Below are 24,436 nucleotides of genomic sequence, written 5' to 3'. Positions count from 1 at the left end.
CGGCGAGCACAATGGTTCCTATGCCTGTTGACATGACCGAACCGCTGCGCCGGCTCTCCCTGGACGAGCTGCGGCTGCGGACGAGCGCGAAGTGGCGCACCCATCCGCCGGACGTGCTGCCGCTGTGGGTTGCCGAGATGGACGCGCCGCTCGCCGAACCGGTGGCGCGCGCTCTCACGGAGGCGGTCGCGCGGGGCGACACCGGGTATGCCTCCGGGACGGCGTACGCGCAGGCGCTCGACGAGTTCGCCCGGAAGCGGTGGAACTGGGACGGTGTGGTGGCGGCGCATACCGCGATCGTGCCGGACGTGATGCAGGGCGTCGTGGAAGTCCTGCGTCTGATCACCGGTCCGGGGGACACCGTCGTCGTGAACTCCCCTGTGTATCCACCGTTCTACGGATTCATGGAACATATGGACCGACGGGTGACGGAGGCTCCGCTGGGCGACGGTCACCGCCTCGACCTGCCCGCGCTGGAGGCGGCCTTCGGGCGGGCCGCGGCCGGCGGGCGGCGGGCCGCGTATCTGCTCTGCAGTCCGCACAACCCCACCGGCACCGTCCACACGGCCCAGGAACTGGCCGCGGCGGCCGGGTTGGCGGACGCCCACGGCGTGCGGGTCGTGGTGGACGAGATCCACGCGCCGCTGGTGCTGCCGGGCGCGGAGTTCGTGCCGTATCTGTCGGTGCCCGGGACCGGTAGCGCGTTCTCGGTGATGTCCGCCTCCAAGGGCTGGCATCTCGCGGGCGCGAAGGCCGCGTTGGCGATCGCCGGCCCGGAGGCCGCGGCGGAGCTGGCGCGGATCCCTTACGTGGTGAGCCACGGCCCGAGCCACCTGGGCGTCATCGGTCACGCGGCGGCCCTGCGGCACGGCGGCGACTGGCTGGACGGGGTGCTGCGCGGCCTGGACGAGAACCGCCGGCTGCTCGCCGACCTGCTGGCGCGATACCTCCCCGGGGTGCGGTACGCACCGCCGGCGGCGACGTGCCTGGCGTGGCTGGACTGCCGGGCGCTGGGCCTCGGCGACGACCCGGCCGCGGTGTTCCTGGAGCGGGGCCGGGTCGCGCTGACCGGCGGCCTGCCCTTCGGCTCGGGCGGGGCGGGGCACGCGCGCCTGAACTTCGGCACGTCACCGGAGATCCTCACGGAGGGGGTGCGCCGGATGGCGAAGGCGCTCGGCTAGGCCCGGATCCGCGCCGGCTCCCGCGTCTCCCGGCGCCCCCGGCGGGGTCGCCGGGCGCGTGCGGCACGGCTACCGCAGCGGCTTCTCCAGCCACGCCACGTCCCAGAACCGCCCGAACTTCCGGCCCACCTCCCGGTGCACCCCCGCCGCCGCGAACCCGAACCGGGCGTGCAGCCGCATCGACGCCTCGTTCGGCTGGGTCACCACCGCGTAGGCCCGGTGCACGTCCTCGTCCGCGAGGGCCGCGAACAGGGCCTCGTAGAGCAGGCCGCCGACCCCGCGCCCGGTGTGCCCGGGCGCCAGATAGACACTGGTCTCCACCGAGGTCTCGTAGGCCCGCTTCGGGCGCAGGGAGCTGCTGGAGGCGTAGCCGAGCACCGTGTCCGCGGCCGTGTCCTCCGCGACCAGGAGCCGGTGCCGGCCCCGGTCGGGGTGGGCCGTCAGCCAGTCGGCGCGCTCCTCGACGGAGACGGGCTCGATGTCGAACGTGATCGGGGTGTGCGTCACGTAGTGGTTGTAGATCTCGGTGAGCCGGCCGAGATGGCCGGACGTCGCCGGGCGGATCCGTATCCCCGCACCGCTGTCTCGCATGGTTGATCCCTCCTGGCGGCGGGACCTTACCCAGTGAGTGTTACAAGCATATTTCCAGCTATGTCGGGAGGTCGTGCGCGGTGGACCCGGAAGCCGCGCCGGACCACCGGCCGGGGCCGCCCGCCGTGCCGAGCAGCTTGTCCGGGGTGATCGGCAGGTCACGGACGCGGACGCCCGTCGCGTGGTGCACCGCGTTGGCGATCGCCGCGGCCGTCCCGACGATGCCGATCTCCCCGATGCCCTTGCCGCCCACCGGGTTCAGGTGCGGGTCCTCCTCCGCGATCCAGTGGGCCTCGACGTCCCGGACGTCCGCGCAGGCCGGCACGTGGTACGAGGCGAGGTCGCGCTCGGCGAAGTCGCCGAACCGGGGGTCCATGGTGCTGCCCTCCAGCAGCGCCATGCCCAGGCCCATCATCATCCCGCCGATGAACTGACTGCGCGCGGTCCGGGCGTTGAGGATCCGGCCCGCCGCGTACACGCCCAGCAGCCGGCGCACCCGGGCCTCCCCGGTGTCGGCGTCGACCGCCACCTCCGCGAAGTGCGCGCCGAACGCCGCCTGTACGTGGCGCGACTCCGCCGGGACGTCGTCCGCGGTGTCGGCGGTGGTGGCCAGGCCCTCCGGCGGCACCGTGCCGCCGTGCTCGGCGAGCAGCCCGCCGAGCGCGCGGCACGCCTTGTGCACGGCCCATCCCCACGACGCGGTGCCGGCGGAGCCGCCGGCGACCGGCGCGGCCGGGAGCCCGGTGTTCCCGATCTCGACGCCGATCCGCTCCAGGGGCACGCCGAGCGCCTCCGCCGCGATCTGCGCGAGGACGGTACGGGCGCCCGTACCGATGTCCGTGGCGTCCGTCCGCACCAGGAAGCGGACCCCGTCCGCCGCCCGCTCCGCTCGCGCCTGCGCCCGCGAGGGCGCGAGGTAGACCGGGTAGTTGGCGGAGGCCACCCCGGTGCCGAGGAGCAGCCGGCCCTCGGCCCGGGACCGGGGCCGCGGGTCCCGGGCGGCCCAGCCGAAGCGCCGCGCGCCCTCGCGCAGGCACTCCACGAGGTGCCGGCTGCTGTAAGGCTTCCCGCTGTCCGGCTCGGTCGCGGTGTCGTTGCGGATCCGCAGCTCGACGGGGTCCAGCCCGGCGGCGCCGGCCAGTTCGTCCATCGCGCACTCCAGCGCGTACATCCCCGACGCCTCGCCCGGCGCCCGCATCCACGACGGGCTGGGCACGTCGAGCGCGACGGCCCGGTGGACGGTGCGGCTGTGCGGCGAGGTGTACATGACGCGCGAGGGGACGGCGGCCTGCTCCACGAACTCCCGGACGGTGGAGGTCTGGGTGACGACCTCGTGCGCGAGCGCGCTGATCACCCCGTCCCCGCCGGCGCCGAGCCGGACCCGCTGGAACATCGGCGGCCGGTGGCCGGCGACGGCCGCGAGCTGCGCGCGGGGCAGCGCGAGCTTGACGGGCAGCCCGGTGTGCCGGGCGGCCATCGCCGCCAGGACCACCTGCGGGCGCGGGGTGCCCTTGCAGCCGAACCCGCCGCCCACGTGCTCGGAGACGACCGTGATCAGCCGCTTGTCCATGCCGAACAGCCCGGCCAGCGTCTCCCGCACGAGCGTGGCGCCCTGGCTGGAGTCATGGGCGAACAGCCGCCCGTCCTCCCAGCGGGCGGTCGTGGCGTGCGGCTCCATGGGGTGGTTGTGCAGCCCCGTCAGGGTGTACGTGGCGTCGACGCGCACGGCGGCGCCCGCGTACGCCGCGTCGAAGTCGCCGCGCTCGCGGCTGCCCGGGAAGCCCGCGTTGACCTTGTCGGGGACGTACAGCCCGGGGTGGTCCGGGGTCAGGACGGTGTCGTGGCCCTCGGGTTCGTAGGAGACCACCACCGCCCCGGCCATCGCCCGGGCGGCCTCCGGGGTGCGGGCGACCGCCAGGGCGACGTACCAGCCGCGGTGCGGCACCCGGTCGTCCTGGAGGACGAGGAGGGTGGCGTCGCCGGTCTCCTTCAGGCGCGGCGCGTTCTCGTGGGTGAGCACGGCGAGCGCCCCGGGCTCGGCCATCGCCCGGCCCGTGTCGACCGCGACGACCCGGCCCCGGGCGACGCCGGCCGGGACGGGCCAGGCGTAGGCGGTGCCGGGCGGGGTGTGCTCGGCGGCGTACCGGGCGGCGCCGGTGACCTTCAGCAGGCCCTCCAGGCGGACGGGGGCGCCGCCGCCGTCGTCCGCGGCGCTCAGGGGCCCGGTGGTTCCGGCGGGGTTCACCGGCCGGCTCCCGTCGCCGCGTCGTGGTCGGGGAGCCCGGCGAGCCGGGCGAGGACCCGTACGGCGAGGGCGTGGGCCAGCGGGACCTTGAACGCGTTGTCGCGCAGCGGTTCGGCCGCGGCCAGCTCGGATCCGACGGCCCGCGCGAACTCCTCCTCGGTGGCGGGGGCGCCGCGCAGCGCCCGCTCCGCCACCCGGGCCCGCCACGGCTTGTGCGCCAGGCCGCCGAAGGCCAGGCGCGCTTCGCGGACCACCCCGTCCCGCACCTCCAGCGCGGCGGCGACGGAGGCGAGCGCGAAGGCGTACGAGGCGCGGTCGCGGGCCTTGCGGAAGGCCGACGGGCCGGCCGGCGCGGGCGGCAGCTCGACGGCGGTGACGAGCTCTGCGGGGCCGATGACGGTGTCGCGGTGCGGCTCCTCGCCGGGCAGCCGGTGGAAGCCGGTGAGCGGCACCGTCCGTCCGCCGTCCGGGCCGCGCAGGTGGACGACGGCGTCCAGGGCCGCGAGGGCGACGGCCATGTCGGAAGGGTGGGTCGCCACGCAGTGCGGGGAGTGGCCGAGCACGGCCAGGTCGCGGTGCACACCGTCCCGGGCGGGGCAGCCGCTGCCCGGGAGGCGCTTGTTGCACGGCTTGCCCACGTCCTGGAAGTAGAGGCAGCGGGTGCGCTGGAGAAGGTTTCCGGCGGTGGTGGCGGCGTTGCGGATCTGCCCGGACGCGCCCGCCAGCACGGCCTGCGACAGGGCGGGGTAGCGGGTCCGTACGGCGGGGTGGGCGGCCAGGTCGCTGTTGCGGACGTTCGCGCCGATCGTCAGGCCGCCGTCCGGCCGTTCCTCGATCGCCGTCAGCGGCAGCCGGCTGACGTCGACCAGCAGGGCGGGCGCCGTGACACCCAGCTTCATCAGGTCGACGAGGTTGGTGCCGCCGCCGAGGAACGCGCCGTCGGGGCGGCCGGACAGGGCGGCGATCGCCGCGTCGACGTCGGCGGGGCGGGCGTAGGCGAACTCCTTCACCGCGTCACGTCCTCGATCGCGGCGACGATGTTCACATAGGCGCCGCACCGGCACAGGTTGCCGCTCATCCGCTCGCGGATCTCGTCGGGGGAGAGGGGCACGGGCGCGCCGGGCGGCGCCGACAGGGGCGTGACGTGGGACGGGTGGCCCTCGGCGGCCTCGGCGATCGCGCCCACCGCCGAGCAGAGCTGCCCGGGCGTGCAGTAGCCGCACTGGAGGCCGTCGCGGTCGAGGAACGCCCGTTGCAGCGGGTGCGGCGCGCCGCCGCCGGCCAGCCCCTCCACCGTGGTGATCTCCACACCGTCGTAGGCGACCGCCGGCAGCAGACAGCTGTTCACGCGCCTGCCGTCGGCCAGCACCGTGCACGCGCCGCACTGGGCGTGGTCGCAGCCCTTCTTCGTGCCCGTCAGGTCCAGGTGCTCGCGCAGGGCGTCGAGGACGGTCGTGCGGTGGTCGAGCGTCAGCCGGTGGGAGGTGCCGTTGACTTCGAGGGTCACGGTCGACGAGGTGGGGGAGGAGGACGCGGGGGACGGCGGGGGACCGGAGTCCGGGGGAGGAGGGCCGTCCTGGGCGGGGTGCGCTGCCACGGTGCCACGCCTTTCACTGGGGTCCCATCAGCACCGTGACGGGGTCCCCTTTCCGGCCCTGCGCAAACACCGGGGGCGCGTACGGCACCCGTTCGGCCCCCGGAGCCCGGCGCGCGGGCCGGCCGCCCGCGCCCTTACGGCCGAACGACGGGAGTGGCGCCCCGGCCGCACCGTGCGCACCGGCAGAATGTCCCCATGAATCGACCCTTGTCGGCCGCCCTGGCCATGGGAGCGCTGCTGCTCCCCCTGTCCCTGACGGCCTGCGGGACGGACACGAGCGAGGCACGGCCCCGGTCGGCCGGTGACGAACGGCGCAAGGGCGCCGACCGCTCCCAGCTGGAGGCCCGGGCGCGGGCCATCGGCACCTCGGCCGACATGGTCTATGTGATCAAGGTGCCGGGTTTCGTGCTCGCCCAGCAGTCCGTCGGCGTCTCGGGGGACGACGGCTTCTCCGGCTCGTACGTCTTCCAGGGCGCTTCCCGGGGCAAGGGCGGGCCCGTCACGGTCCGCGCCGAGCGCGGGCCGCGGCAGGACTGCCCGCGCACCCCGGCCCGGGGCGGGGAGACCTGCGAGCGCGAGGGCGAGCTGGTGTTCCGCACGGGGGACGGGGAGCAGCGGTACGAACTCGCCGACGGCGGCCATGTGATCACCGTGAGCGCCCGGCCGGAGGAGGCGGAGCGCTCGCTCCTGCGGGAGGCCGCCCGGTCCGTCCACCGCGCCGACGACGAGGAGCTGGACCGCGTCCTGCCGCCGGTGCGGGGGCGCCCCATGGACATGCCCCCGCGCGGCGATCTGCCGTCGCACGGCGGCGGCGCCCCGGACAACCGGCCGCCCGAGGGGAGCGGCTGAGGCGGGGCGCCCTGCCGCGGGCGGCTTTTTCCCCACCCCGCCCCTTCCCGTAACCGGGGGCTGACGCCCCCGGGCCCCCTTTTCCGCGCTCCGCGCGGTGTCCTCAATCGCCGGACGGGCTGATTTCAGCCCGTCCGGCGATTGAGGACAATTCGGGAAGGGGCGGGGTGGGGAAAAAGCCGCCCGCCATGGCCGCCCTCTGCCCGCCGGCCGGGTCGTCGAACTCCACCGCCGCCATCCGCGCACGCGAGGTACGGTCCAGCAGCACCACCGAGGCCGCCTCCGGAACCGCGGCCACCCGGGCCCCGGCCCCGGCCCGGTCGGGGCTCGCGGCCTCCGCGGACAGGGCGCGCAACAGACGGCCGAGGCCCCGCCGGTGCCGGGTGAACACCCGTTCCCGCGCCCACCGGCCCCGCGCCTGCTGGCCCGCGAGGGCCTCCGCGGCCCCGACGTCCAGCAGTACCAGGTGCAGCTCCCGCCCCTGCCGCCCGGCGGTACGGGCCAGCCAGCGCCGCATCCACGCCCGGCTCCCGCAGTCGTGCACCAGGAACGGCCCGCCCTCGCGCACCGCCGAGCGCAGCCACCGGAAGTGCTCCAGCCGCGCCCAGGGCCGGTACACCGCGTACGGCAGCCGGGCGGGCATCACGGCCTCGCAGGCGACGTGGACGTCGCGCGGGTCGACGACGGGCGCCGCCGCGGACCAGCGGCGCAGCAGGGTGCTCTTGCCGCTGCCGGGCAGGCCGGAGACCACGACCACGGCACCCGCCGGATAGGACAGCGACAGACCGGCTGGCACCTCGGCCGGTCCGCGCAGGTCGACCAGCCCGCGTGGGCGCAGGGACGGCTCGTCCGCCCCCGCGGCCGGTATGCACCCCGAGGGATCCGCCCCCGGGTCCTCCGGCGCGCCCTGTCCGGTGTCCTCCGCGCCGGGCCTGCCCGTCTCGCCCACTACCGCCCCTTGTCCTCACCTGCGTGCCCCGCGGCTTCGCACGGTTGTCGAGTGGGAGACGCGCGGGAGGGGTGTTCGGTTGTCCGGGCCGCCTGCGGCGGGCTTTTCCCCACCCCGCCCCTTCCCGAATGTCCTCAAACGCCGGACGGGCTGAAATCAGCCCGTCTGGGGGCACCTCCCAGCGGTAGCTGGGGGAGTTTGAGGACACCGCGCGTCAGCGCGGAAAGGGGGCCCAGGGGCGAAGCCTCCCCCGCGGCGGAGCCGCACATCGGATACAGCGGGAAGGGGCGGGGCTGGGGAAAAGCCGCCCGCAGGGCGCTACACACCCCCGAGCCTCACCCGAACGAACCGCGGCCGATAGATCCCCGCCCGCCGCACCACGTCCCCCGGCTCCAGACTGTTGACGTTGTACGACACGACGAGCTCCCCCACCCGCCCCAACTCAGGATGCTCGTGCGGGTTGTAAGCGATGACGTTCCGGTCGTGGTACGTCCCGAGCGCCCCCGCCTCCGGCGCCGTGTACACCGTCCGCGCCGGGCCGAACGGGCCGCCCGGCGAACGGGACCACGCGAGCCGCGTCTCCGCGCTGAACGGCACCTCCGCCCGCTGTGTCACCAGCGCGTACCAGGAGCCGTGCCGGACGACGCTGAGCTCGTCCGAGGTGAGCAGCGCGGACCCGCCCGGCCCGGTGAGCGGGGCGGACCGCGCCTCGTGGGCCGACCAGCCGCCGTCGGCGGTCCGGTAGCGCCAGGGCCGCCCGAGGTCCGAGCCCTCGACGCGGGCCAGGTGCAGCCGGTTGCCGCCCCGGGCGAGCCGTTCGGTGCCGTACACATAGGTGTGGCCGCCCTGCCGCTCCAGCCACGCGCCCCAGGCGATGCCCGCCGACGAGGGGAGCGGCGTCAGCGAGCGGGGCCGGCCGGGGCCGCCGGGGCCGAACCGGGCGAGGGCGTTGCCGCGCCAGGCCACGTCCAGCGGGCCCGTACCGGTGCGGGCGTACCGCGCGTAGACGACGGAGAAGCCGCCGCCGTCCGGGATCCCGGCCCGGGCCCAGTACCACTCGCCACGAGCGGTGCCGGGCACCACGGACGCGGGGCCGCCGGCGCGGTCGTGCCCCGTGACGGTGCGCGGGCCGTGCCGGTCCCACAGCACGAAGCTGTTGTTGACGAAGGGCGTCGTGCCTCCGTCTCCGACGACGGGGGAGCGGGAGCCGTCCGGCCGGATCGTGCCGAGGAAGGTGTCGGAGAAGACCCACAGCTCACCGGCGGGGGTCGGCAGGGAGTACGTGCTGTCGCCGCCGGTCCAGTGGCCGATCCCGGTCGGGCCGGGACCGGGCCGCCCGGCGTACCGGGCGAACGCCCCGTCCAGCTCTCCGTCGGCGTGGACGGCGAGGACGCGGGGCGGCGACGCGGGCTCGGCCCGGGGCACGACGGGTGGCAGGAACGCGCAGACCGCCGCGAGGCAGACGGCGCGGGCACGCGGCGCGCGCGGGCCGGTGGGCCGGCGTCGGAGCCACGGGCGGAAGGACATCGTCATGACGGGTCAACGAGCGTCCGCGGCCCCGGGTGGCAGGGAACGGAGGCCCGTACGGCCGTCGGCGCGGGGACGTACGCCCCTCCCGGGCCCGTGCGCCTCCCGCACCCGTACGCGCCCCGTCTCCGTACGCCGCCCCCGCCGGGATCAGCGGGGCGGGGTGAGGACGGCCAGTGCCCGGCGGAGGTCCGCGGGCTCGCGGTAGTGGACCCCCGTCATCCCGAGGGCGACGGCCGCGGCCACGTTCTCCCGCGCGTCGTCCACGAACAGGCAGCGGTCCGGGGAGACCCCGGCCCGCGCCGCGGCCATCTCGTAGATCCTGCGGTCCGGTTTGGCGACCCCGACGCGGGCACTGCTCACCACGTGGTCCGCGAGGTCGGTCAGGCCCAGCGCGGCGAGGTCGTCGTCCAGCCAGGGGGCCGCGTTGGTGACGATCACGACGGGCAGGGACGCGCGGGCGCGGCGCAGCTGGTCCACGACGCACTCGTCGATCCACGACTCCGCCTCGGCGAACGCCGTGCTCAAGGCGCGGGCCCGCGCCGGTGGCACACGCGCCGAGAGGTCGTGGGCCAGCGCGTCCACCCACTGTTCCTTGGTGAGCTCGCCGAGCAGCAGCGGAAGGCCGTTCCCGGGAGCGAACGCGCGCTCGGCGGTGCTCCCTTCAGGAAGTCCCGAGGCGCGCTCCAGCTCCGTGACCCTGGAGGTGTCGTAATGGCGGATCACACCGTCGAGGTCGCAGAGCACGGCGTCGAAGGGCCGGCCGTCGTGGTGGTCCGGGGCAGTGGTCATCGTCGGCATGGCCACAGTGTCGCGCCATGACGGCGGGATACGGCGGTGGGAGTGGCGGGGCTCACGTGCACCCTCCGTCCCGTGCGAGGGGGATCGGCTGCCGGTCGGGGCGCCCGGCGGACCGTGGGAACGACGACGCGCCCGCGTCCGGGGCCGGGGTGATGGGCGGTGACCGGCCGGGGGATACCGGCCACCGCCCCGAACGGGGTCCCCTTACTCGGTGCCGGGGATCTTGCGGGTGGTCACGTTCATCCGGTTCCAGGCGTTCACCGTGAAGATCAGCGCGATGAGGTGGGCCAGCTCCTTCTCCTCGAAGTGCCGGGCGGCCTCGTCGTAGACGCTGTCCGGGACGCCGGCCGGAAGCAGGGTGACCGCCTCGGTCAGCGCGAGCGCCGCCCGCTCCTTCGCGGTGTAGAGGCTGGACTCCTCCCAAGCGCTGAGCTGGTAGATCCGCTCCTCGGTCTCGCCCGCCTTACGGGCGTCACCCGTGTGGTAGTCGATGCAGTACGCGCAACGGTTGACCTGCGAGGCACGGATCTGGACCAGTTCGAGAAGGACCGGGTCCAGGCCGTCGCGGGCGGCGGCGTCGAGGGCGAGAACGGCCTTGAAGACCTTGGGAGCAACGGTGCCGAAGTTCATGCGCTGGGGAATCTCAATCGCTGTCATGTCAGGAACTCTAGGAGCTGAAAAGGTCCGGGGTATGGTGCATTCCCGGGCCGAGATGATGGGTCAATTCCGCCCGCGCGACCCGGCCGTCGGCGGCACCCCGGAGCCCTCGGCCGCCCACGGTGCCCGGCGCCCTCCCGTCGCCGTCCACTCACCGGAACGCGGTCGTCCGCCGGGTGTGAACGCGGGCCGCGGGAAGCGGGGTCAGCCCCGCCGCCACACATGCGAGTGATCGTCCGGCGGACGCCGCGGCCCCGCGCGCGTGCGGCACCAAGCTTGGCCGGGCGCCCGTGCCGCACCGCGACGTGGAAGGAAGCCACACATGAGCAGCCCGCACATCCTCCTCACCGGCGACCGGCTCGCCCTGGGGGTGCCCCGCGAGGACACGCTGACCGAGTTCCACAAGTGGGAGAACGACCCGGCGACCGTCCTCGGCCGGGGCGACCGGTTCCCGTGCCGGGCGGAGGACCGCACCGACGACTGGGAACGCCGGCGCGGAGCCCGGCGGCACGCCCCGTTCGAGATCGTGCGCCTGAAGGACAAACTGCCGGTCGGGCTGACCGTGCTGCGACTCGACCCCGACGCGCAGACGGCCGAGTTCACGATCGTCCTCGCGCCCGCCCAGCGCGGCAAGCGCTATGCCGAGGAGGCCACCCGGCTCACCCTGGACTGGGCGTTCCACCTGGGCGCCCTCCGCACGGCCTGGCTGAAGGTGCTCGAACCCAACCGGGCGGCGATCGCCGCGTTCGCGAGCGCGGGCTTCCGCCCGGCCGGGCGCCTGCGGAAGTCCGGGTTCTGGCTCGGCCAGCGCGTCGACACGCTGCTGATGGACGCCCTCCCCGAGGACTTCCCCGGGCCGTCGGCGATGTGCACCGCCCTGGGCAGCTGACGGGCCGGACACCCTGCCCGGGCGCGGCTCAGCCGGTCGTCCCGCCCGCCGGGACCGGGTCGCACACCAGCCGTGCGTGGGTCTCGACGTCGTAGCGGACGCCGTCGTAGCGGAGCTTCTGCCGCTGGAGTCCTTCGACGGCGAAACCGGCGGCTCCGGCGACCCGGCAGGAGGCCGTGTTGCCGACGCGGTGCCCGAGTTCCAGCCGGAACAGCCCCAGATCCGTGAACGCCCAGTCGGCCAGCGCCCGGCAGCCGAGGGTCGCCACCCCGCGGCCCCGGGCCGGGGCCGTCGTCCAGTAGGAGACCCAGCCGACGGCGTGCCGGAGGTCGATCGAGCCGACCGCGACGCCGCCCAGCACGGTGTCGCGGCGGTCGACGACCGCGAAGGAGAAGTCCGTGCCGGTGGCCCGTCGCTCCGCGCGGTCGGCGAGCCAACGCCGGGCCTCCTCGGGGGAGTCGACGGGCCACGGCAGCTGCCGGCGCATCAGGGGCTCGGCGAACGCCTCCGTCACGGCGGCCACGTCGGCGGCGGCCCAGGGGCGCAAGGAAAGCTCGGCGGACGCCTCGATATGTTCCCGCATGGGAGCGAGTCTCTCCGGCGGCCGGGCCTCCGCGCCACCGAAATAGAATTCCTTTCATGGCGAAACGCAAAGTCCTCCGGCGGGCCGGGAGAATCCTGGGCGAAGAACCCGCCCTCCTGGTGTGGTGCGGAATACCCTCAGCCGTTCCCCGGCCCCCGAAGGAGATTCACCGCGCCGCGGGCAAGGGCCGCCTGAAGCCCGGCAGGCACTGGGCGGTCTACGTCGGCGCGGTGCTGTTCTGCGTGATCGTGGTGCCGTACATGCTGATGGATCTCCTCTCGCAAAAGGCGGCACGCAGGATCGACGGCTCCGGGCGGCGGAACCCGCCGTCGCCCGGCCGGGAGGAGACCGGCGACACCGGAGCGCGGCCGCGGGACCAAGTGTTCGACGGCGACTGGAATCTGACGGCTGGACAGCTGCTGCTGCGCTGGTACGACGCCTCCCCGAACCGCGCCCGGCTCTTCCTGGCGACCCGTGACCGCGTCTGCTTCGCGGCCTCCCCGCGCCGCCGGGTCTTTCCGCACAGCGCCGACGACTTCCGGCTGATGGCCGAATTCGGGTCCGGCGAGGTCCGTATCGAAGCGGAAACGGGCCAGCCGCGCGGCTTCGCCCGGTTCGACCTGCATTTCCCCGACGGCTCCTGGCTGACTCTCGGCAACCTCGCGGGCCCCGACGACGCCGACCGGTTCTTCGACGCGGTCGCCGGACCGGGGCCCGTCCGCCGCTAGACCGGCGGATCCACCCCGTCCGGAGGCCCGGCATCAAGTCGGCGTGCAGCCGCACCGGAGGCCTGTCCGGGCCCGGCGCCCGCGGCGCGTCCTCCCACACCGCCGCCACGGCGTCGCAGTCGACGCCCTCCTCGGGGATCCCGCGCAGCAGCTCGATCGCCGCCCGGGTCTCCGCGTCGAGCGAGGCGACCGGCCCGCCGCGGTGGGCCCGGCCGGGCGGCCCGACCCGGCTTTACCTCAAGTTATGTCGAGGTTCTAGTGTTTTCCTCGAAGGAAGGGCCGGCCCCGCCGACGGGCCGCCAAGTCTCCTGGAGGACAGCCATGACCGTCTCCGTCACCCCCGTTCCCGCCGTCTCCGGCGCCGACTTCGCCGCACTCGAGGCACGCGTCCGCGTCCTCGCCGACCGGGCGGACATCACGGGACTCATCGACGGCTACCTCATGAGCCTGGACGCGGTGCCGGCCGCCGGCGGCCGGTTCGACGACGCCTGGGCGCGGCGCATGTTCACCGAGGACGTCCGGATCACGACACCCATCGGGGACCACGAGGGCGTCGCGGGACTGGGCGAGTCCCAGCAGGAGACCATGGCGAAGTTCCGGCGCACTCAGCACATCGGCACCAACTACATGATCGGCCTCGACGGGGACCGGGCGACGGTGCGCTGGAACGCCCTCATGACGCACGTGCACCTCGCCTCGACCCAGCGCGCCCGCGACGCGGTCGTCGGCGGCCACTTCGACGTCGGCGGCACGTTCACCGGCGAGGTGGTCCGTACGGCCGAGGGATGGCGGTTCCGGCGGCTGGAGCTGCGCATGATCTGGTCGACGGGGGAGGGACCGATGGTCCTCACGCCGAAGGCGGCGGAGGTCATGCGGGGGCTCGGGGGCGGCGACGACGAGGCGTAGTCCCGCCTTCGAGGGGCGGGGCGTGACGCGGCCGTCCCGGGCCCCGCTGGCCGAAACCCGAGGGACGCCGTTGCCAGGAGTGCGGACGCGGCTGGATGATCACCGGACGTAGCGACAGGAACACGCATACGGATCCCGTCGTCGCTCCGCCGTGTCCGTACGACCTTCCGTGCACGTTCCGCCGCCCTGTCGCCCTTCCGCCCGAATTGGAGACCAGGTGTCAGCTCGCACTCTCTTCCGCACCCTCACGGTGGCCGCCGCGACCGCGACCCTCGGCGCCGCGCTGATCACGGGGGCGCAGGCCGCCGGCCCCGGCGCCGCCGCGCCGGAAGCCGCCTCCCCGGCGACCGTGCGGCCCGCCGACGAGAACCCCTACCTGGGGATCGAACTCCAGGGTCTGCGGGCCGAGCAGCGGACGATGTACCCGGCGGGTCACCCGGTGACCTTCTGGGCGCTCGTCCTCGACGACGAGACCGTGACGCGGCACTACCGGGGCGGCCAGTTCTTCCTCTACGCGCCCGCCACCGGTGAGTTCGGCAGCTTCCTCGACACGGACATCGCGGTGCGCACCGTCCGCGACCCCCGGCGGGTCGTCATCGCCGACAGCGGATTCATGCGCTCCCACCCGCGCGTGGAGGTCCGTTACGGCAACCCCGACCGCCCGAAGCGGGCCTTCACCGTCGCCACCGCCACCATCTGGATGTAACGGCGGCCGGGGCCCGGCGCGGCCCCCGCGCTCCTCCCGGCGGCGGCCGGGAGGAGCGCGGGGGCGTACCCGAACGCCCGTCAGGCACCCGTCGGACACCCGTCACCAGAGCGGGTGCTCGCCCGTGCGAGTGATATATGGCCGACCGGTGACGGCGAACAGCGGCCGCCGCGTCCCGGCGCGCGACGATGCCCGGGTGGGGGTTCGTCCGCATCGGCCCCAGCCCATACCGTTTCTCCTTGCGTGGAGGCGCCGTGTACACCACCGAGCCAGTCGCCCTGACTCTTCGACCGTCCCCCCAGGAAGACCAGCTGGCCGAGGACTACGCGAGCGTCCTCGGCACCGTCTCCCGCATCGACCGGGCCGTCCGCGACGGCGCCTGGAACGCCGTCCGCGACGAACTCGACCAGCTCATCAGCGCCGCCGAGGACATGTGGGCCACCCTCTCCGAGCCGGACGACGGGGAGGAGAACGGCGACCACGAGCTGTACCAGGCGCCCGTGACCGTCACCGCCGACCCCGCCACGGTCTGCCGGCTGATCGGCGTCTACGCCGAACCCCACTCGATCGGCCATGTGCTCCACCCCATGGACGGCCCGCGCGGCCCGGAGGGCGAGGACGCGGCGCTGCCCGCCCAGGAGGGGGCGCCGGAAAGCCGGCCGGCGGGCTGCCCCTGACCCCCGCCGCCCTTGCCCGGACCTACCGCCCTTGACCGCCCTTTGGGGCGTTTCGGGCGGACATGTGTGACATGGTGAAGGGGAACGGCGCCCGGCCTCCCGCCGGCGCCGCCGGGAGGGGACGACATGAGTGCCGGGACAGCACGTGAGGGGCGCGAGGGCCGTGCAGCAGGGGCGGTGCCGTCCGGCTTCGCCGGCGTCCGCCGTCTGATGCCGCCGCACGCGAACGCGGGGGAGAGCGTCGACTGGGCGGCCGCGGGGCGCATCTGGGGCACCACGTTCCCCCGCGACTACGTCACCTTCATGGCCGAATACGGCGAAGGCACCATCAGCGACTTCCTGTACGTGCTCCAGCCCCTGCCGTCCCCGTACTGGACCGATCCGGACACCGGTATGCGCGCCGAGACCGCCAACGCCGGAGAGCTCCTCATGGGGGTGCCCCGCCCGCCGGGCTCCGCCCTGACGCCGGACCGGCTCATCGCCTGGGGGGTCACCTCCGGCCCCGACCTCCTGTGCTGGCTGACCTCGGACCCCGACCCGGACCGCTGGCCCGTCGTCGTCCTCGGCCGGGACACCCCGGAGCCGGCGACCGTGCACGACTGCGGCATGGCGGAGTTCCTCCGCCGCCTCTTCCTCGCCGGCTTCGGCAAGTGCCCCCTCAGCGGCACCCGGCTCTGGGGCGAGCACGCCCCCAAGTTCCTGCACTGCCGGGAGGAACGGCGCATCTGGGACGCGGGCATCGACCCGTGGACCACGACGGCACCGTCCGCCGCCCGGCCGCCCGGCACCTGACGGACTGGGCCCCGGCGCCTGGCCGCCCCGCCCGCCCGGGAGGCATCCTCGGTCGGCGGCGACTGACCGGAGCGGCGCGTCGGAGAGGGGCCCAGGGGCATGCTGAACAGACGGACCATCCTGACCGGCACGGCGGCGGTCGCGGGCGTCGCCGGCGCCTCCGCGCTGGGAGCGGGCCCGGCGGCCACCGCCGTCGCCGCGCCCACCGGGACCGGCCCCGCCGGCCCCGCCGACCCCTCGGGCCCCGCCGTCACCGTCCTCCCCGGCGACCCGCGCTACGCCGCCCTGACCGTCGGCAACAACACCCGGTGGACCGGACGACCCGAATCCGTACGCCTCGTGCGCACCACCGAGCAGGTCGTCCAGGTGGTCCAGGAGGCCGTGCGCGGCGGCAGCCGGCTGTCCGTGCGCGGCGGCGGCCACTGCTACGCGGACTTCGTCTTCCACCCCGACGTCCGGACCGTCATCGACATGTCCGGCATGGACCAGATCTCCTACGACGCGCGGCGCAGGGCCTTCGCCGTCGAGGCCGGCGCCACCCTCCTGCACGTCTACGAGTCCCTCTACCGGGGCTGGGGCGTGGGCCTGCCCGGCGGCTCCTGCTATTCGGTCGGCGTCGGCGGGCACATCAGCGGCGGAGGCTACGGAATGCTCTCCCGCCGGTACGGACTCACCGTCGACCACCTCCACGCCGTCGAGGTCGTGGTGGTGGACGCGGACGGCACCGCCCGGCCCGTGATCGCCACCCGGGAACCGGACGACCCCCACCGCGACCTCTGGTGGGCGCACACCGGAGGCGGCGGGGGCAACTTCGGGGTGATCACCCGCTATTGGTTCCGCACGCCGGGCGCCACCGGGGAGGACCCCGCGCGCCAGCTGATGCGCCCGCCCGGCGAGGTCTATGTGAGCGCCCTCTCCCTGCCCTGGAGCGGGCTCGACAAGGCCGGCTTCAGCACCCTCGTCAAGAACTTCGGCGGCTGGCACGAACGGAACAGCGACCCCGGCTCGCCCTATGCCTCGCTGTGCACCTTCCTGATGCTCAACCACCGCTCCCACGACAGCGTGGGCATGCTCACCCAGATGGACGCCTCCGTGCCGGGCGCCCGGCAGCTCGTCGACGACCACGTCGGCGCGGTCCTCTCCGGCACCGGGGCCGAACCCCGGCCGCTCAGCCGTCCGGCCGGTGAACAGGGGCCGCTGCCCGGCTTCTTCACCCCGCAACGGATCCCATGGCTCACCTCCGTGAAACTCCTCGGCACCAACAACCCCACCCTCACCAATCCAACGCTGCGCGCCGCCCATAAGTCGGCCTATATGCGCAAGGGCTTCGACGAGGCGCAGACCGTGGCGCTGTACCAACACCTGACCCGCACCGACCGGCGGAACCCCGACTCCATGGTGGTCCTGCTGTCCTACGGCGGCAGGATCAACACCGTCCGGCCGGCCGACACGGCCGCCGCCCAGCGCGACTCCGTCTTCAAGGCCCTCTTCCAGAGCTTCTGGTCCGGCGAGGACGCCGACGCCGAGAACCTGGCCTGGACCCGCGAGGCGTACACCGACGTCTTCTCCGCCACCGGCGGCTATCCCGTCCCCGGCACGGCCACCGACGGCTGCTACATCAACTACCCGGACATGGACATCGTCGACCCTCGCCGGAACACCTCGGGAGTGCCTTGGCACACGCTCTACTACAAGGACAACTACCCCCGTCTGCAGCGGGTCAAGGCCGCCTACGACCCCCGGAACGTCTTCCGCCACTCACAGTCCATAGGGCTCCCCCACTCCTAGACCACCCCCGGCCGCCGCTCCGGGCGGGCGCCCCGCGAGCAGGGCGCGGACGCGGCCGAACAACTCGTCGGTGATCTCGTATGTGGCGCTCGCGTGCAGGCCCATGGCCCGCTTCACGGGGTCGGGGTGCGGATTGCGGTAGAGCCGCTCGGCGAGGTCGCGCAGTTCCAGCATCGTGGGCACGGCGGCCCGCAGGGCGGCCGGGTCCTTGGTGAAGGCGTCCTCCAGGACGCACAGCAGGCGGGCGTACACCTCGTTGAAGCGGTCGGCGGCCTGTCGCACGGCGCTGCCCGGCGGATAGTGCGCGGCCTTGGCCCCGGGATCGATGGGGTGGACGGCCGCCCGGTCGACATCGAGCGCGGGGCCCGTCGGGCCGGAGCCCGGGGTGTCGTGCGGGCCGTACCGCCGCTCCTGGAGGAGCTCGTCGAAGCGGAAGTAGTGCGCGGGCTCCCGGGCCTCTCCGAAGAGCAGGTCGTCCGTGTTGTAGATGGTCCGGCTTACGCCCTCGCCCTGCTCGGTGACCACCCGGAAGGCGGTGAGCGCGGAGGACAGGTCCGAGACCCTGAACACCTCGCCGCCCGAGTTGTAGAAGTGCTCCGGGCCGATCTGCCTGCCTGGGTCGCCGGTGAAGAGCGCCTTCTCGCCCAGCTCCTCGGTCAGCCGGATCAGCCCCGTCCGGATGGTGGCGTAGAACTGCCCGATGGACGTCCAGCCCTCGTCGTCCGCGACGGAGGGGTGGCCGGGCGGCTCGGCGACGTACTCCGGTCGCTCGATGTGGAGGAAGGTCCGGAGCGCCTCGGTGCCGAAGTGCCGGAGGGCGATGGGGATCTTGTCCCGGCTGTAGGGCAGCCGGGCGGGATAGCCCGTGACGAACCGGGAGTGTGCGACCAGGGGGGTGCCGCCGACCGCGTTCAGCAGATTGGCGACGAGCGTCATATGGAGCATCTCCTCCAGCACCACGGCCCGGATGGCGTAGAAGGCGGGGCGGTTGGTGCCGGCGTGGAGGGTGTACATCGCCGTGAGGTAGGGCGGGATGGTGAGGTGCTCCAGCGTCAGCGCGGCCTGGAGGAACAGGCGGAGCTCCTCGGGGTTGCGCGGCACATGGAACGGCGGCTCCACCACCACGGCGAGCTCCGTGGAGAGGCCGGGCGTCGCGGCGGCCTGTGCCCGGGCGGTCGTCACGGTCGTACCTCCTGGTGCGGGTGGCTGTGCGGGGACGGACCCCGCGCGGGGGCGGGGGACGGCGCCGGGCCGGGGACATGGGGAGAGAGGTCGCCGGCACCGGTCCCGCCACCGGTCCGGACGGTCACCGGCCGGTGCAGCCCGGTCAGCTCGCGGTGGATCTGCTCGCTGCTGCGCAGGGCGAGGGCGGCCATGGTCAGCGAGGGGTTGGAGGTGCCGATCGACGGCATGCTGCCGCAGCCGACGGCGTAGAGGTTGGGGTGGTCCCAGCAGCGCTGCCAGTGGTCGACCACCGAGGAGTCCCGCGAGTCGCCCATGACGTGGGTGCCCGCTCCGTGGCCGGCGCCGTTGAAGGAGAGATCCTGTCCTTCGAAGCGGAAGTAGCCGGGGGAGAAGGGGCCGGGGCCGTACGCCGTGTGGTCTTCGGCCTCCAGCAGGCCGAAGATCCGGTCGGACACGGCCTTGGCGGCGGCCAGACCGCGCTTGAGCCGGTCGGAGAGGTCGTAGGTGATGACCGGGCGGGGGTTGCCGAGCCGGTCGCGGTGGCGCGGGTCGACGGTGACCCGGTTACGGCTCTCGGCCTCCTGCTCCAGCTCGAACTGCAGGCTGAACTGACGGCCGATCCCTTCCCCGAGCGCGCGGCGCAGCTCCTCGCCGAACACGCCTCTTCCCCGGGGCTGCCCGGAGTCTCCCGTGATGCCCAGCAGCCGGGCGACATCGCTCCCCGGGGAGGACGCCGGCCAGCTCCACCCCCAGTTGGCGATCTCGATACGGAACGGTGCGCGCCTCCGCCGGGCCGGGCCGGTGCGGAAGCTCTCCACCCCCGAGGTGGAGGCGGGGCCCCGGAAGGGGCCGACCGGATGCCTCATCAGCCCCCAGGTCAGCAGCACCGGGTGGTCCATGAGATTGCGGCCCACCTGGCCGCTGTGCCCGGCGAGCCGGGACACCAGGAGCAGTCTGGCGTTCTCGATCGCGTGCGCGGCGAGCACGACGATGTCGGCCTCGGCGGTGTGCGTGGTGTGCACGGGGGCGGCGGGGTCGTCGTACGCCTGGTACTCGACGCCGAGGGCGCGGCCGTTCCCGTCGGCCAGGACCCGGCTGACCACGGCCTTGGTGACGAGCGTGACCCGGCTGTCCCAGGTGGCCTGGGTCTTCAGGGGGTTGTACTTGGCCTGCACGGGACAGATGGGCACACAGGAGGCGTTGCCGACGCACCGCTCCCCGTAGTTGGGCAGGCCCGCCGCACCGACCGGGCGGTAGCCGCGCCCGCCGTCGTACCGCGCGTCGGGGACGCTGTTGCGGGCGTGCGGGGTGGTGACGACCCGCAGGGTGGTCTCGGCGGCGTCCGGCGACTCCCGGACGGGGACGCCGTCGAGCTTCGCGGCGACGACGTCGTCGATATAGCTGCGCGGAATCCTGTGCATCGGATAGACGTAGCCCTCCGGAAAGGGCAGGCCGATGGCCTCGGACTGTTCCTGGGCGTCCCCCGCGACGCCCAGTTCCCGCTCGGCCGCGCGGTAGTGGCCCTCCAGGTCGGCATAGCCGATGGGCCAGTCGCGGCCGTATCCGAATGTCCGGCGGACGGCGAAGTCCTCCGGGTGCATACGGGGGGTGAGGCCGAGCCAGTGCATGACCGTGCCGCCGTTGGCGCGGAGATAGTCGGAGCCGTAGGGCAGGGCGCCGTTCTGCACGAGATAGCCGTTCGCGCGGAATCCGCCGCCCGGCAGTCCCACGAGGTCGAGGACATCGGGGGAGGGGGCCGCCGTATTGGCGCGGTACGGGGAATTGGGCACCTTCGCGGAGGCCGCGTAATAGGTGTTCATGGCGTCGAGGTGGCCGGGCCAGGTGTCGAGGGTACGGGTGCCGGCCTCCAGGACGAGGACGCGCCAGCCCTGGTCGCCCAGCCGCTTGGCGACCAGGGTTCCGGAGAGCCCGGCGCCGACCACGATCACGTCGTACCGCCGGAGGTGGGGTGTGCCGGTGCGGTGGCCGCCGGTCGGCTGTCCGCCGGCGCGCGGGGAAGTGCTCATACGGCGTCCCCCGCGGTCTCCTCTTCGCGCTCTTTCCCGGGCCCCGCCACGGGTCGCCCGGGGGCGGCCGGGCGGGGCACCGGCGGGGCGCCGGGCGGTGGCTCGGACCAGGTGCCGAAGCCCGGGGCCTTGGCGCCGGCCGGATGGCCGTGGAAGGTCCGCCACACCAGGCCCTCCGTGTACGCCTCGGGCGAGACCGTGAACGGGACGTTGGCCTTCTCCCGGCCGAGGGCCGTGTGGACGGATCTGGCGAGCTGCGGCCAGACGCCCAGATACCAGAGGTGGGCGAGCGCGCGGGCGATGTCGCGGGAGGTCTCGCCTTCGAGCCGGCCGGGGTCGCCGCCCACGGCGGCGAGCTCGGCGAGGAAGCGCTCGAACGCCTCGGGCCCCACCTGGTCGAGCGCCGTCGCCCGGTACAGCGCGGCCAATCCCGTGGCGTGCAGGTCGAAGGCGTCGAAGCCGGTCAGCCGGACGGAGACCTCGACGAACCGCTCCACGGCCGGCGACGGACCGGCGGGGGCACGCGGCGCCGAGAGGGCTGCGGGGTCTGCGGGATCTGTGCGGTCTGCGAGGTCCGAGGGGACCTGGGAGAGGGGAGCTGTGTGATGCGGAGCCATCCATGACCACCCATCTTCGGGACCAGGCGCCTTTTCTATCGGAGAGTTCCGGGGCCGGAGAAGGGGGAATGAACTCGCTTCACTCGTAAGAGTGTTCGCAGAATCGTTTGCCTATGGGGGAGGTAATTCCTCCGGTTTTCGGGGCGGGGCGCCGGGCAGGCTCCCCGCCCCCGAGGCATGGCTCAGGTGCCGGGCTTCCGGCCGTAGACGAAGACGTCGTCGCCGTTGCGGAGCAGGGACCAGTACGCCTTGGCGTCGCCGGGGCGCATATTGACGCAGCCGTGGGACCCGGGCTGCGAACGGACGCTGCCCTCGATGGAATGGAACGCCTGCCCGCCGTCGAAGAACTGGGCGTACGGCATGCGGACGTCGTAGAGCGTCGACCAGTGGTCGATCGAACGCCAGTAGACCTTCTTCGCGCCGGTCCGGGTCTCGTGGCCGTCACGTCCCGTACGGACCGGGACCGGGCCGAACTTCAGGGACTTGCCGTCCTGGACCCAGCTGATCTGCCGGGTGAGGTCGACGCAGGCGACGCGGCCCACGTTCACCGGGCACCTGCCCGCCGCGTTGGGGTTGCGCGCGGTGAGCTCCTCCCGCATGACGCCCCAGGTGACCGGGCCCGCGTAGCCGATGTTCGGACGGATGCCGCGCTTGATCTGGAAGTCCTGTATCGCCCGGCAGTCCGCCGGGGCCTGCCGCCCGTCCACCGGCAGGCCCAGGAACTTCTCCACGTCCTTCTGGTGCGGACCGGCCTTCGTCGTGCAGGCGGGGGCGGCCTGCGCGGTGCCGCCGATCGCGAGGGTGAGCGGGGCCGCGAGCCCCACCGCGCCGAGGAGCACGGACAGCCGGCGTACCGCCGACGAGGTCGTTCTCTTCTTCGCTCGTATGGTCATAGTCAATAGGACTACGGCAACCGCCCGAGGGTTGCAGCCACGCATGCCCGTACCGCCCTCGGCCGGACCACGGGGTCCGGCCGAGGGCGGCCGGCCGGTCCGTCCTACGACGTGTGGCGCGGGGTGAGCTCGGCCATGGCGGACCAGCCGCTGCCCGGCGCCTCGGTGCTGATGATCTGCGGCGTGGTCGCGATGGCGTCGGCCATCGTGTCCATGGCCTTCTTGAAGTGGGCCGAATTGACGTGGGCGTCGCCCGCCTCGCGGGAGGCGAAGCCCTCCACCAGCACGAACTGGTTCGGGTTGTCGACGCTGGTCGACCACTCGAAGAAGAGGTTGCCCGGCTCCTCGCGCGTGGCGCGGGTGAAGTCGCCGACGAGCGTGAGCCATTCCTTCGTGCGCTCGGGGCGGACGGTCATCTTGACGACAATGAAGATCATCGATGTCTCCTGGTTGTGAACGGGGTTCTTGGACGGGGCCTCGGTGGGGGCCCGGGTGCGGCGGACCCTCGTGCCCGGCGCCGGCCGTGCCGGCGGTGCGCCCGGGGCGGTTCCCACGGTGTCCGGGAGCGAAGCGCCCGGTGAAACGCGGATGGGCCGATTCCGGCCCTGCCGGAAAACCGGTGCCTTCCCGGGGCGCTTCCGGGCCGCCGGCCCGGGTCACCGCCACGGTCAGGCCGGCACGGGTACCGGACCCGCGGTGGGCTCGGCCGGGGCCGGCGCGGGGGCCGGCGCCGGTGCGGGAGTGACCTCGGGCGCCGGCACGGCGGTGGGCTCGGGCTTGGCGGGTGGCGGGGGTGACGCGGGCGCGGCCAGCCGTTCCGCGCCCTCGGGAACGGGCACCGAGTTGAAGATCGCCTCCTGCTGTCGGCGCAGTTCCTTGACGCGGTCCTCCTGGGTGCCGGGCCGGTGCTGTTCCGCCTTGAGCTTGCGTGCCGCCTCCTGGGCCCACCTGCTGGACGGGGTGTGGAACCGGATCGCGAAGGCGTGCCCGGAACGCCGGTCGCGCCAGACCGAGTCGATCGCCTTGCGGCCGTCCTTGCGGCCCCAGGTGTTGGACCAGCGGACGCTGTCGTTGTCCCAGCCGACGAGCGCGGTGGAGGCGGCCTTGACGCCTTCGGTGTATCTGCCGTCCGGCCATTGCAAGGTGTAGTGGACGGAGTCCTCGATCTTCGCGAGGGCCGCCTCCACGGTCTGACCGGGCGTCCGTTTCATGAGCGCGGCCACCGTGCGTCTGACGGAGCCGGCGGACCTCAGCCGGTCGTCGAAGCCGACCAGGGTGGCACGGCTGATCAGGGCGACGGCCTTCAGCTCCGGGCTGACGGCCTGCTCGGTCTCCTTGGCCCGCTCGAGGAACTCGTCGACCTTCTTGGCGTCCGCGGCGTCCGGGACCGGGTCGTCGGAGCCCTCGGCCGCCGCGCCCGGGACCGGGCCGGCACCGAGGACGGCCAGTGCGACGGCTGCCGCGAGGGGGGTGGCGGTGCGGTTGGTGATCATGCCTGCCCTTCAGCCTTCTCTCGACGTTGCCGTGTACGGCGAGAGATATCGCAGGTGAGGGTGCGGACCGGGCACTGAAACGCCGATGGCGCCGGTTGTTTTGACTTGATCACGTCGTGCCGGGTCGACGCGCCGACCCATGGTTCATCCGTTCCGGTGTGCCTGCCTCCGGTTTCCCCGTGCGCGAGGCGGCGGGGGTGTGGAGTGGGGCCACTCGGCCGATCCATGTGTCTTTCGTATCTCCGTATGGGCTGTGCGGGTGGTTGAGCGGCCGCATCGAGTGTGACGGCCCGGCAACCCAGGGGCGGATTGTTAGGTTTTTCAGACTGATCTCACGTTATGTCCGATGTGGCTGTGGGGGAGTGGGTGGTGGCTGTGGTGAGTGGTGCACGGGTGTCGGAGTGCCAGGTCACGGATGAGGTGGCAGGCGCGAGTGGGGTGCCGGGTCCGGCGGCCGAGGCGGCTGTCGCCGGCGGTGTCGAGGGTGTCGGGGTCGTCGTCGACGCCGGCCTTGTGGAGGCTTCCGGCGGCTACGACTACGAGCGGTTCAGCCGTCTGACGGGACCGGTGCGGGAGGCGCCGGAGGGTGAGTACCGCGTGGAGTACCGGCGCCTGAGGGGTCGTCAAGGATCGCGCGAGAGCGGGTCCGAAGGGGAACCCGGGCGCCTTGCGGTTCTTCGTGTGGGGTTGTTGGTGGGGTTGGCGCCGTTGGTTTCGGTGGGTTTGTTGGTGTGGTTGTTGTGGCCGGTGCATTG

General features: G+C 73.8%; 24 protein-coding genes and 2 pseudogenes. 10 read left to right on the top strand and 16 right to left on the bottom strand.

Annotation, left to right across the window (positions count from 1 at the left end; all coding sequences use genetic code 11):
* Nucleotides 1–20: 20 nt before the first annotated feature.
* Nucleotides 21–1,181 carry a MalY/PatB family protein gene (locus tag AF335_RS26460; protein WP_228773011.1) on the top strand — a complete coding sequence of 387 codons (1,161 nt, stop codon included), beginning with the start codon at nucleotides 21–23 and terminating at the stop codon, nucleotides 1,179–1,181.
* A 69-nt stretch (nucleotides 1,182–1,250) separates the two neighbouring features.
* On the opposite strand, the gene AF335_RS26455 is transcribed toward AF335_RS26460, so the two are convergent.
* From AF335_RS26455 to AF335_RS26440, 4 genes are read right to left on the bottom strand one after another with little or no spacing between them, the layout of a single operon-like run.
* Nucleotides 1,251–1,772 (bottom strand): GNAT family N-acetyltransferase, encoded by a 522-nt coding sequence (locus tag AF335_RS26455; protein WP_102920951.1) that lies wholly within the window; start codon nucleotides 1,770–1,772, stop codon nucleotides 1,251–1,253.
* A gap of 58 nt (nucleotides 1,773–1,830) precedes the next feature.
* A complete protein-coding gene (locus tag AF335_RS26450; RefSeq protein ID WP_244927165.1) occupies nucleotides 1,831–4,017 on the bottom strand; it encodes a xanthine dehydrogenase family protein molybdopterin-binding subunit in 2,187 nt (728 codons plus the stop codon).
* Nucleotides 4,014–5,027, bottom strand: coding sequence for an FAD binding domain-containing protein (locus AF335_RS26445; protein WP_102920950.1), 1,014 nt, complete (start codon nucleotides 5,025–5,027; stop codon nucleotides 4,014–4,016). The genes AF335_RS26450 and AF335_RS26445 overlap by 4 nt, the downstream gene beginning before the upstream one ends.
* Nucleotides 5,024–5,524, bottom strand: coding sequence for a 2Fe-2S iron-sulfur cluster-binding protein (locus tag AF335_RS26440; protein ID WP_244927164.1), 501 nt, complete (start codon nucleotides 5,522–5,524; stop codon nucleotides 5,024–5,026). Before AF335_RS26440 ends, AF335_RS26445 begins: the two co-directional genes overlap by 4 nt.
* Nucleotides 5,525–5,809: 285 nt before the next feature.
* On the opposite strand from AF335_RS26440, the gene AF335_RS26435 reads away from it, so the two are divergent.
* Entirely contained in the window at nucleotides 5,810–6,463 is a 654-nt protein-coding gene (locus AF335_RS26435; RefSeq protein ID WP_146045622.1) for a hypothetical protein, read from the top strand.
* 103 nt (nucleotides 6,464–6,566) lie between these two features.
* Here the strand turns inward: AF335_RS26435 and AF335_RS26430 are convergent, their stop codons facing one another.
* From AF335_RS26430 to AF335_RS26415, 4 genes are all read right to left on the bottom strand, one after another.
* A complete protein-coding gene (locus AF335_RS26430; protein ID WP_311775617.1) occupies nucleotides 6,567–7,412 on the bottom strand; it encodes an AAA family ATPase in 846 nt (281 codons plus the stop codon).
* 318 nt (nucleotides 7,413–7,730) lie between these two features.
* On the bottom strand, nucleotides 7,731–8,945 hold the full coding sequence (locus AF335_RS26425) for a glycoside hydrolase family 183 protein (RefSeq protein ID WP_102920947.1): 1,215 nt from the start codon (nucleotides 8,943–8,945) through the stop codon (nucleotides 7,731–7,733).
* 144 nt (nucleotides 8,946–9,089) lie between these two features.
* A complete protein-coding gene (locus tag AF335_RS26420) occupies nucleotides 9,090–9,740 on the bottom strand; it encodes an HAD family hydrolase (protein WP_211304140.1) in 651 nt (216 codons plus the stop codon).
* A gap of 204 nt (nucleotides 9,741–9,944) precedes the next feature.
* Entirely contained in the window at nucleotides 9,945–10,370 is a 426-nt protein-coding gene (locus AF335_RS26415; RefSeq protein ID WP_102920946.1) for a carboxymuconolactone decarboxylase family protein, read from the bottom strand.
* Nucleotides 10,371–10,719: 349 nt separating this feature from the next.
* On the opposite strand from AF335_RS26415, the gene AF335_RS26410 reads away from it, so the two are divergent.
* Nucleotides 10,720–11,286: a GNAT family N-acetyltransferase gene (locus AF335_RS26410; protein ID WP_102920945.1), complete on the top strand. Its 567-nt coding sequence runs from the start codon at nucleotides 10,720–10,722 to the stop codon at nucleotides 11,284–11,286.
* 28 nt (nucleotides 11,287–11,314) lie between these two features.
* Here the strand turns inward: AF335_RS26410 and AF335_RS26405 are convergent, their stop codons facing one another.
* Nucleotides 11,315–11,869 carry a GNAT family N-acetyltransferase gene (locus AF335_RS26405; protein WP_102920944.1) on the bottom strand — a complete coding sequence of 185 codons (555 nt, stop codon included), beginning with the start codon at nucleotides 11,867–11,869 and terminating at the stop codon, nucleotides 11,315–11,317.
* Between the two features lie 56 nt (nucleotides 11,870–11,925).
* Between AF335_RS26405 and AF335_RS26400 the strand changes: the two genes are divergently transcribed.
* Entirely contained in the window at nucleotides 11,926–12,597 is a 672-nt protein-coding gene (locus AF335_RS26400) for a hypothetical protein (protein WP_102920943.1), read from the top strand.
* 25 nt (nucleotides 12,598–12,622) lie between these two features.
* Here AF335_RS26400 and AF335_RS35965 read toward each other — a convergent pair.
* Nucleotides 12,623–12,808, bottom strand: a pseudogene (locus AF335_RS35965) (phosphotransferase); the annotation flags it as partial.
* A gap of 110 nt (nucleotides 12,809–12,918) precedes the next feature.
* Here AF335_RS35965 and AF335_RS26390 point away from each other — a divergent pair.
* The 5 genes from AF335_RS26390 (at nucleotide 12,919) to AF335_RS26370 (ending at nucleotide 17,466) form a co-directional block, all read left to right on the top strand.
* Nucleotides 12,919–13,503: a nuclear transport factor 2 family protein gene (locus AF335_RS26390; RefSeq protein ID WP_102920942.1), complete on the top strand. Its 585-nt coding sequence runs from the start codon at nucleotides 12,919–12,921 to the stop codon at nucleotides 13,501–13,503.
* Nucleotides 13,504–13,720: 217 nt separating this feature from the next.
* A complete protein-coding gene (locus tag AF335_RS26385; protein ID WP_146045621.1) occupies nucleotides 13,721–14,209 on the top strand; it encodes a hypothetical protein in 489 nt (162 codons plus the stop codon).
* 254 nt (nucleotides 14,210–14,463) lie between these two features.
* Nucleotides 14,464–14,886 carry a hypothetical protein gene (locus AF335_RS26380; protein WP_102920940.1) on the top strand — a complete coding sequence of 141 codons (423 nt, stop codon included), beginning with the start codon at nucleotides 14,464–14,466 and terminating at the stop codon, nucleotides 14,884–14,886.
* Between the two features lie 126 nt (nucleotides 14,887–15,012).
* Nucleotides 15,013–15,678, top strand: coding sequence for an SMI1/KNR4 family protein (locus tag AF335_RS26375; protein WP_184743911.1), 666 nt, complete (start codon nucleotides 15,013–15,015; stop codon nucleotides 15,676–15,678).
* 99 nt (nucleotides 15,679–15,777) lie between these two features.
* On the top strand, nucleotides 15,778–17,466 hold the full coding sequence (locus AF335_RS26370) for an FAD-binding oxidoreductase (RefSeq protein WP_102920939.1): 1,689 nt from the start codon (nucleotides 15,778–15,780) through the stop codon (nucleotides 17,464–17,466).
* Here the strand turns inward: AF335_RS26370 and AF335_RS26365 are convergent.
* From AF335_RS26365 to AF335_RS35225, 6 genes are all read right to left on the bottom strand, one after another.
* Nucleotides 17,437–18,648, bottom strand: a complete 1,212-nt coding sequence (locus AF335_RS26365) for a ferritin-like domain-containing protein (protein ID WP_102920938.1) — start codon at nucleotides 18,646–18,648, stop codon at nucleotides 17,437–17,439. The genes AF335_RS26370 and AF335_RS26365 overlap by 30 nt on opposite strands.
* Nucleotides 18,645–20,678 carry a GMC family oxidoreductase gene (locus tag AF335_RS26360; protein WP_102920937.1) on the bottom strand — a complete coding sequence of 678 codons (2,034 nt, stop codon included), beginning with the start codon at nucleotides 20,676–20,678 and terminating at the stop codon, nucleotides 18,645–18,647. Before AF335_RS26360 ends, AF335_RS26365 begins: the two co-directional genes overlap by 4 nt.
* A complete protein-coding gene (locus AF335_RS26355) occupies nucleotides 20,675–21,175 on the bottom strand; it encodes a hypothetical protein (protein WP_102920936.1) in 501 nt (166 codons plus the stop codon). The genes AF335_RS26360 and AF335_RS26355 overlap by 4 nt, the downstream gene beginning before the upstream one ends.
* A 302-nt stretch (nucleotides 21,176–21,477) precedes the next feature.
* A complete protein-coding gene (locus AF335_RS26350) occupies nucleotides 21,478–22,188 on the bottom strand; it encodes a L,D-transpeptidase family protein (RefSeq protein WP_102920935.1) in 711 nt (236 codons plus the stop codon).
* Nucleotides 22,189–22,292: 104 nt separating this feature from the next.
* Nucleotides 22,293–22,625 (bottom strand): putative quinol monooxygenase, encoded by a 333-nt coding sequence (locus AF335_RS26345; protein WP_102920934.1) that lies wholly within the window; start codon nucleotides 22,623–22,625, stop codon nucleotides 22,293–22,295.
* A 231-nt stretch (nucleotides 22,626–22,856) separates the two neighbouring features.
* Nucleotides 22,857–23,681 carry an ATP nucleotide 3'-pyrophosphokinase gene (locus AF335_RS35225; protein ID WP_102920933.1) on the bottom strand — a complete coding sequence of 275 codons (825 nt, stop codon included), beginning with the start codon at nucleotides 23,679–23,681 and terminating at the stop codon, nucleotides 22,857–22,859.
* Between the two features lie 339 nt (nucleotides 23,682–24,020).
* Here AF335_RS35225 and AF335_RS35220 point away from each other — a divergent pair.
* Nucleotides 24,021–24,436: pseudogene (locus tag AF335_RS35220) on the top strand (hypothetical protein); the annotation flags it as partial.

The organism is Streptomyces eurocidicus, assembly GCF_002891295.1.
GTDB classification, from domain to species: Bacteria; Actinomycetota; Actinomycetes; order Streptomycetales; family Streptomycetaceae; genus Streptomyces; species Streptomyces eurocidicus.
Note: the sequence above shows the minus strand (reverse complement) of the source record. Positions and strands in the feature narration are given on the sequence as shown.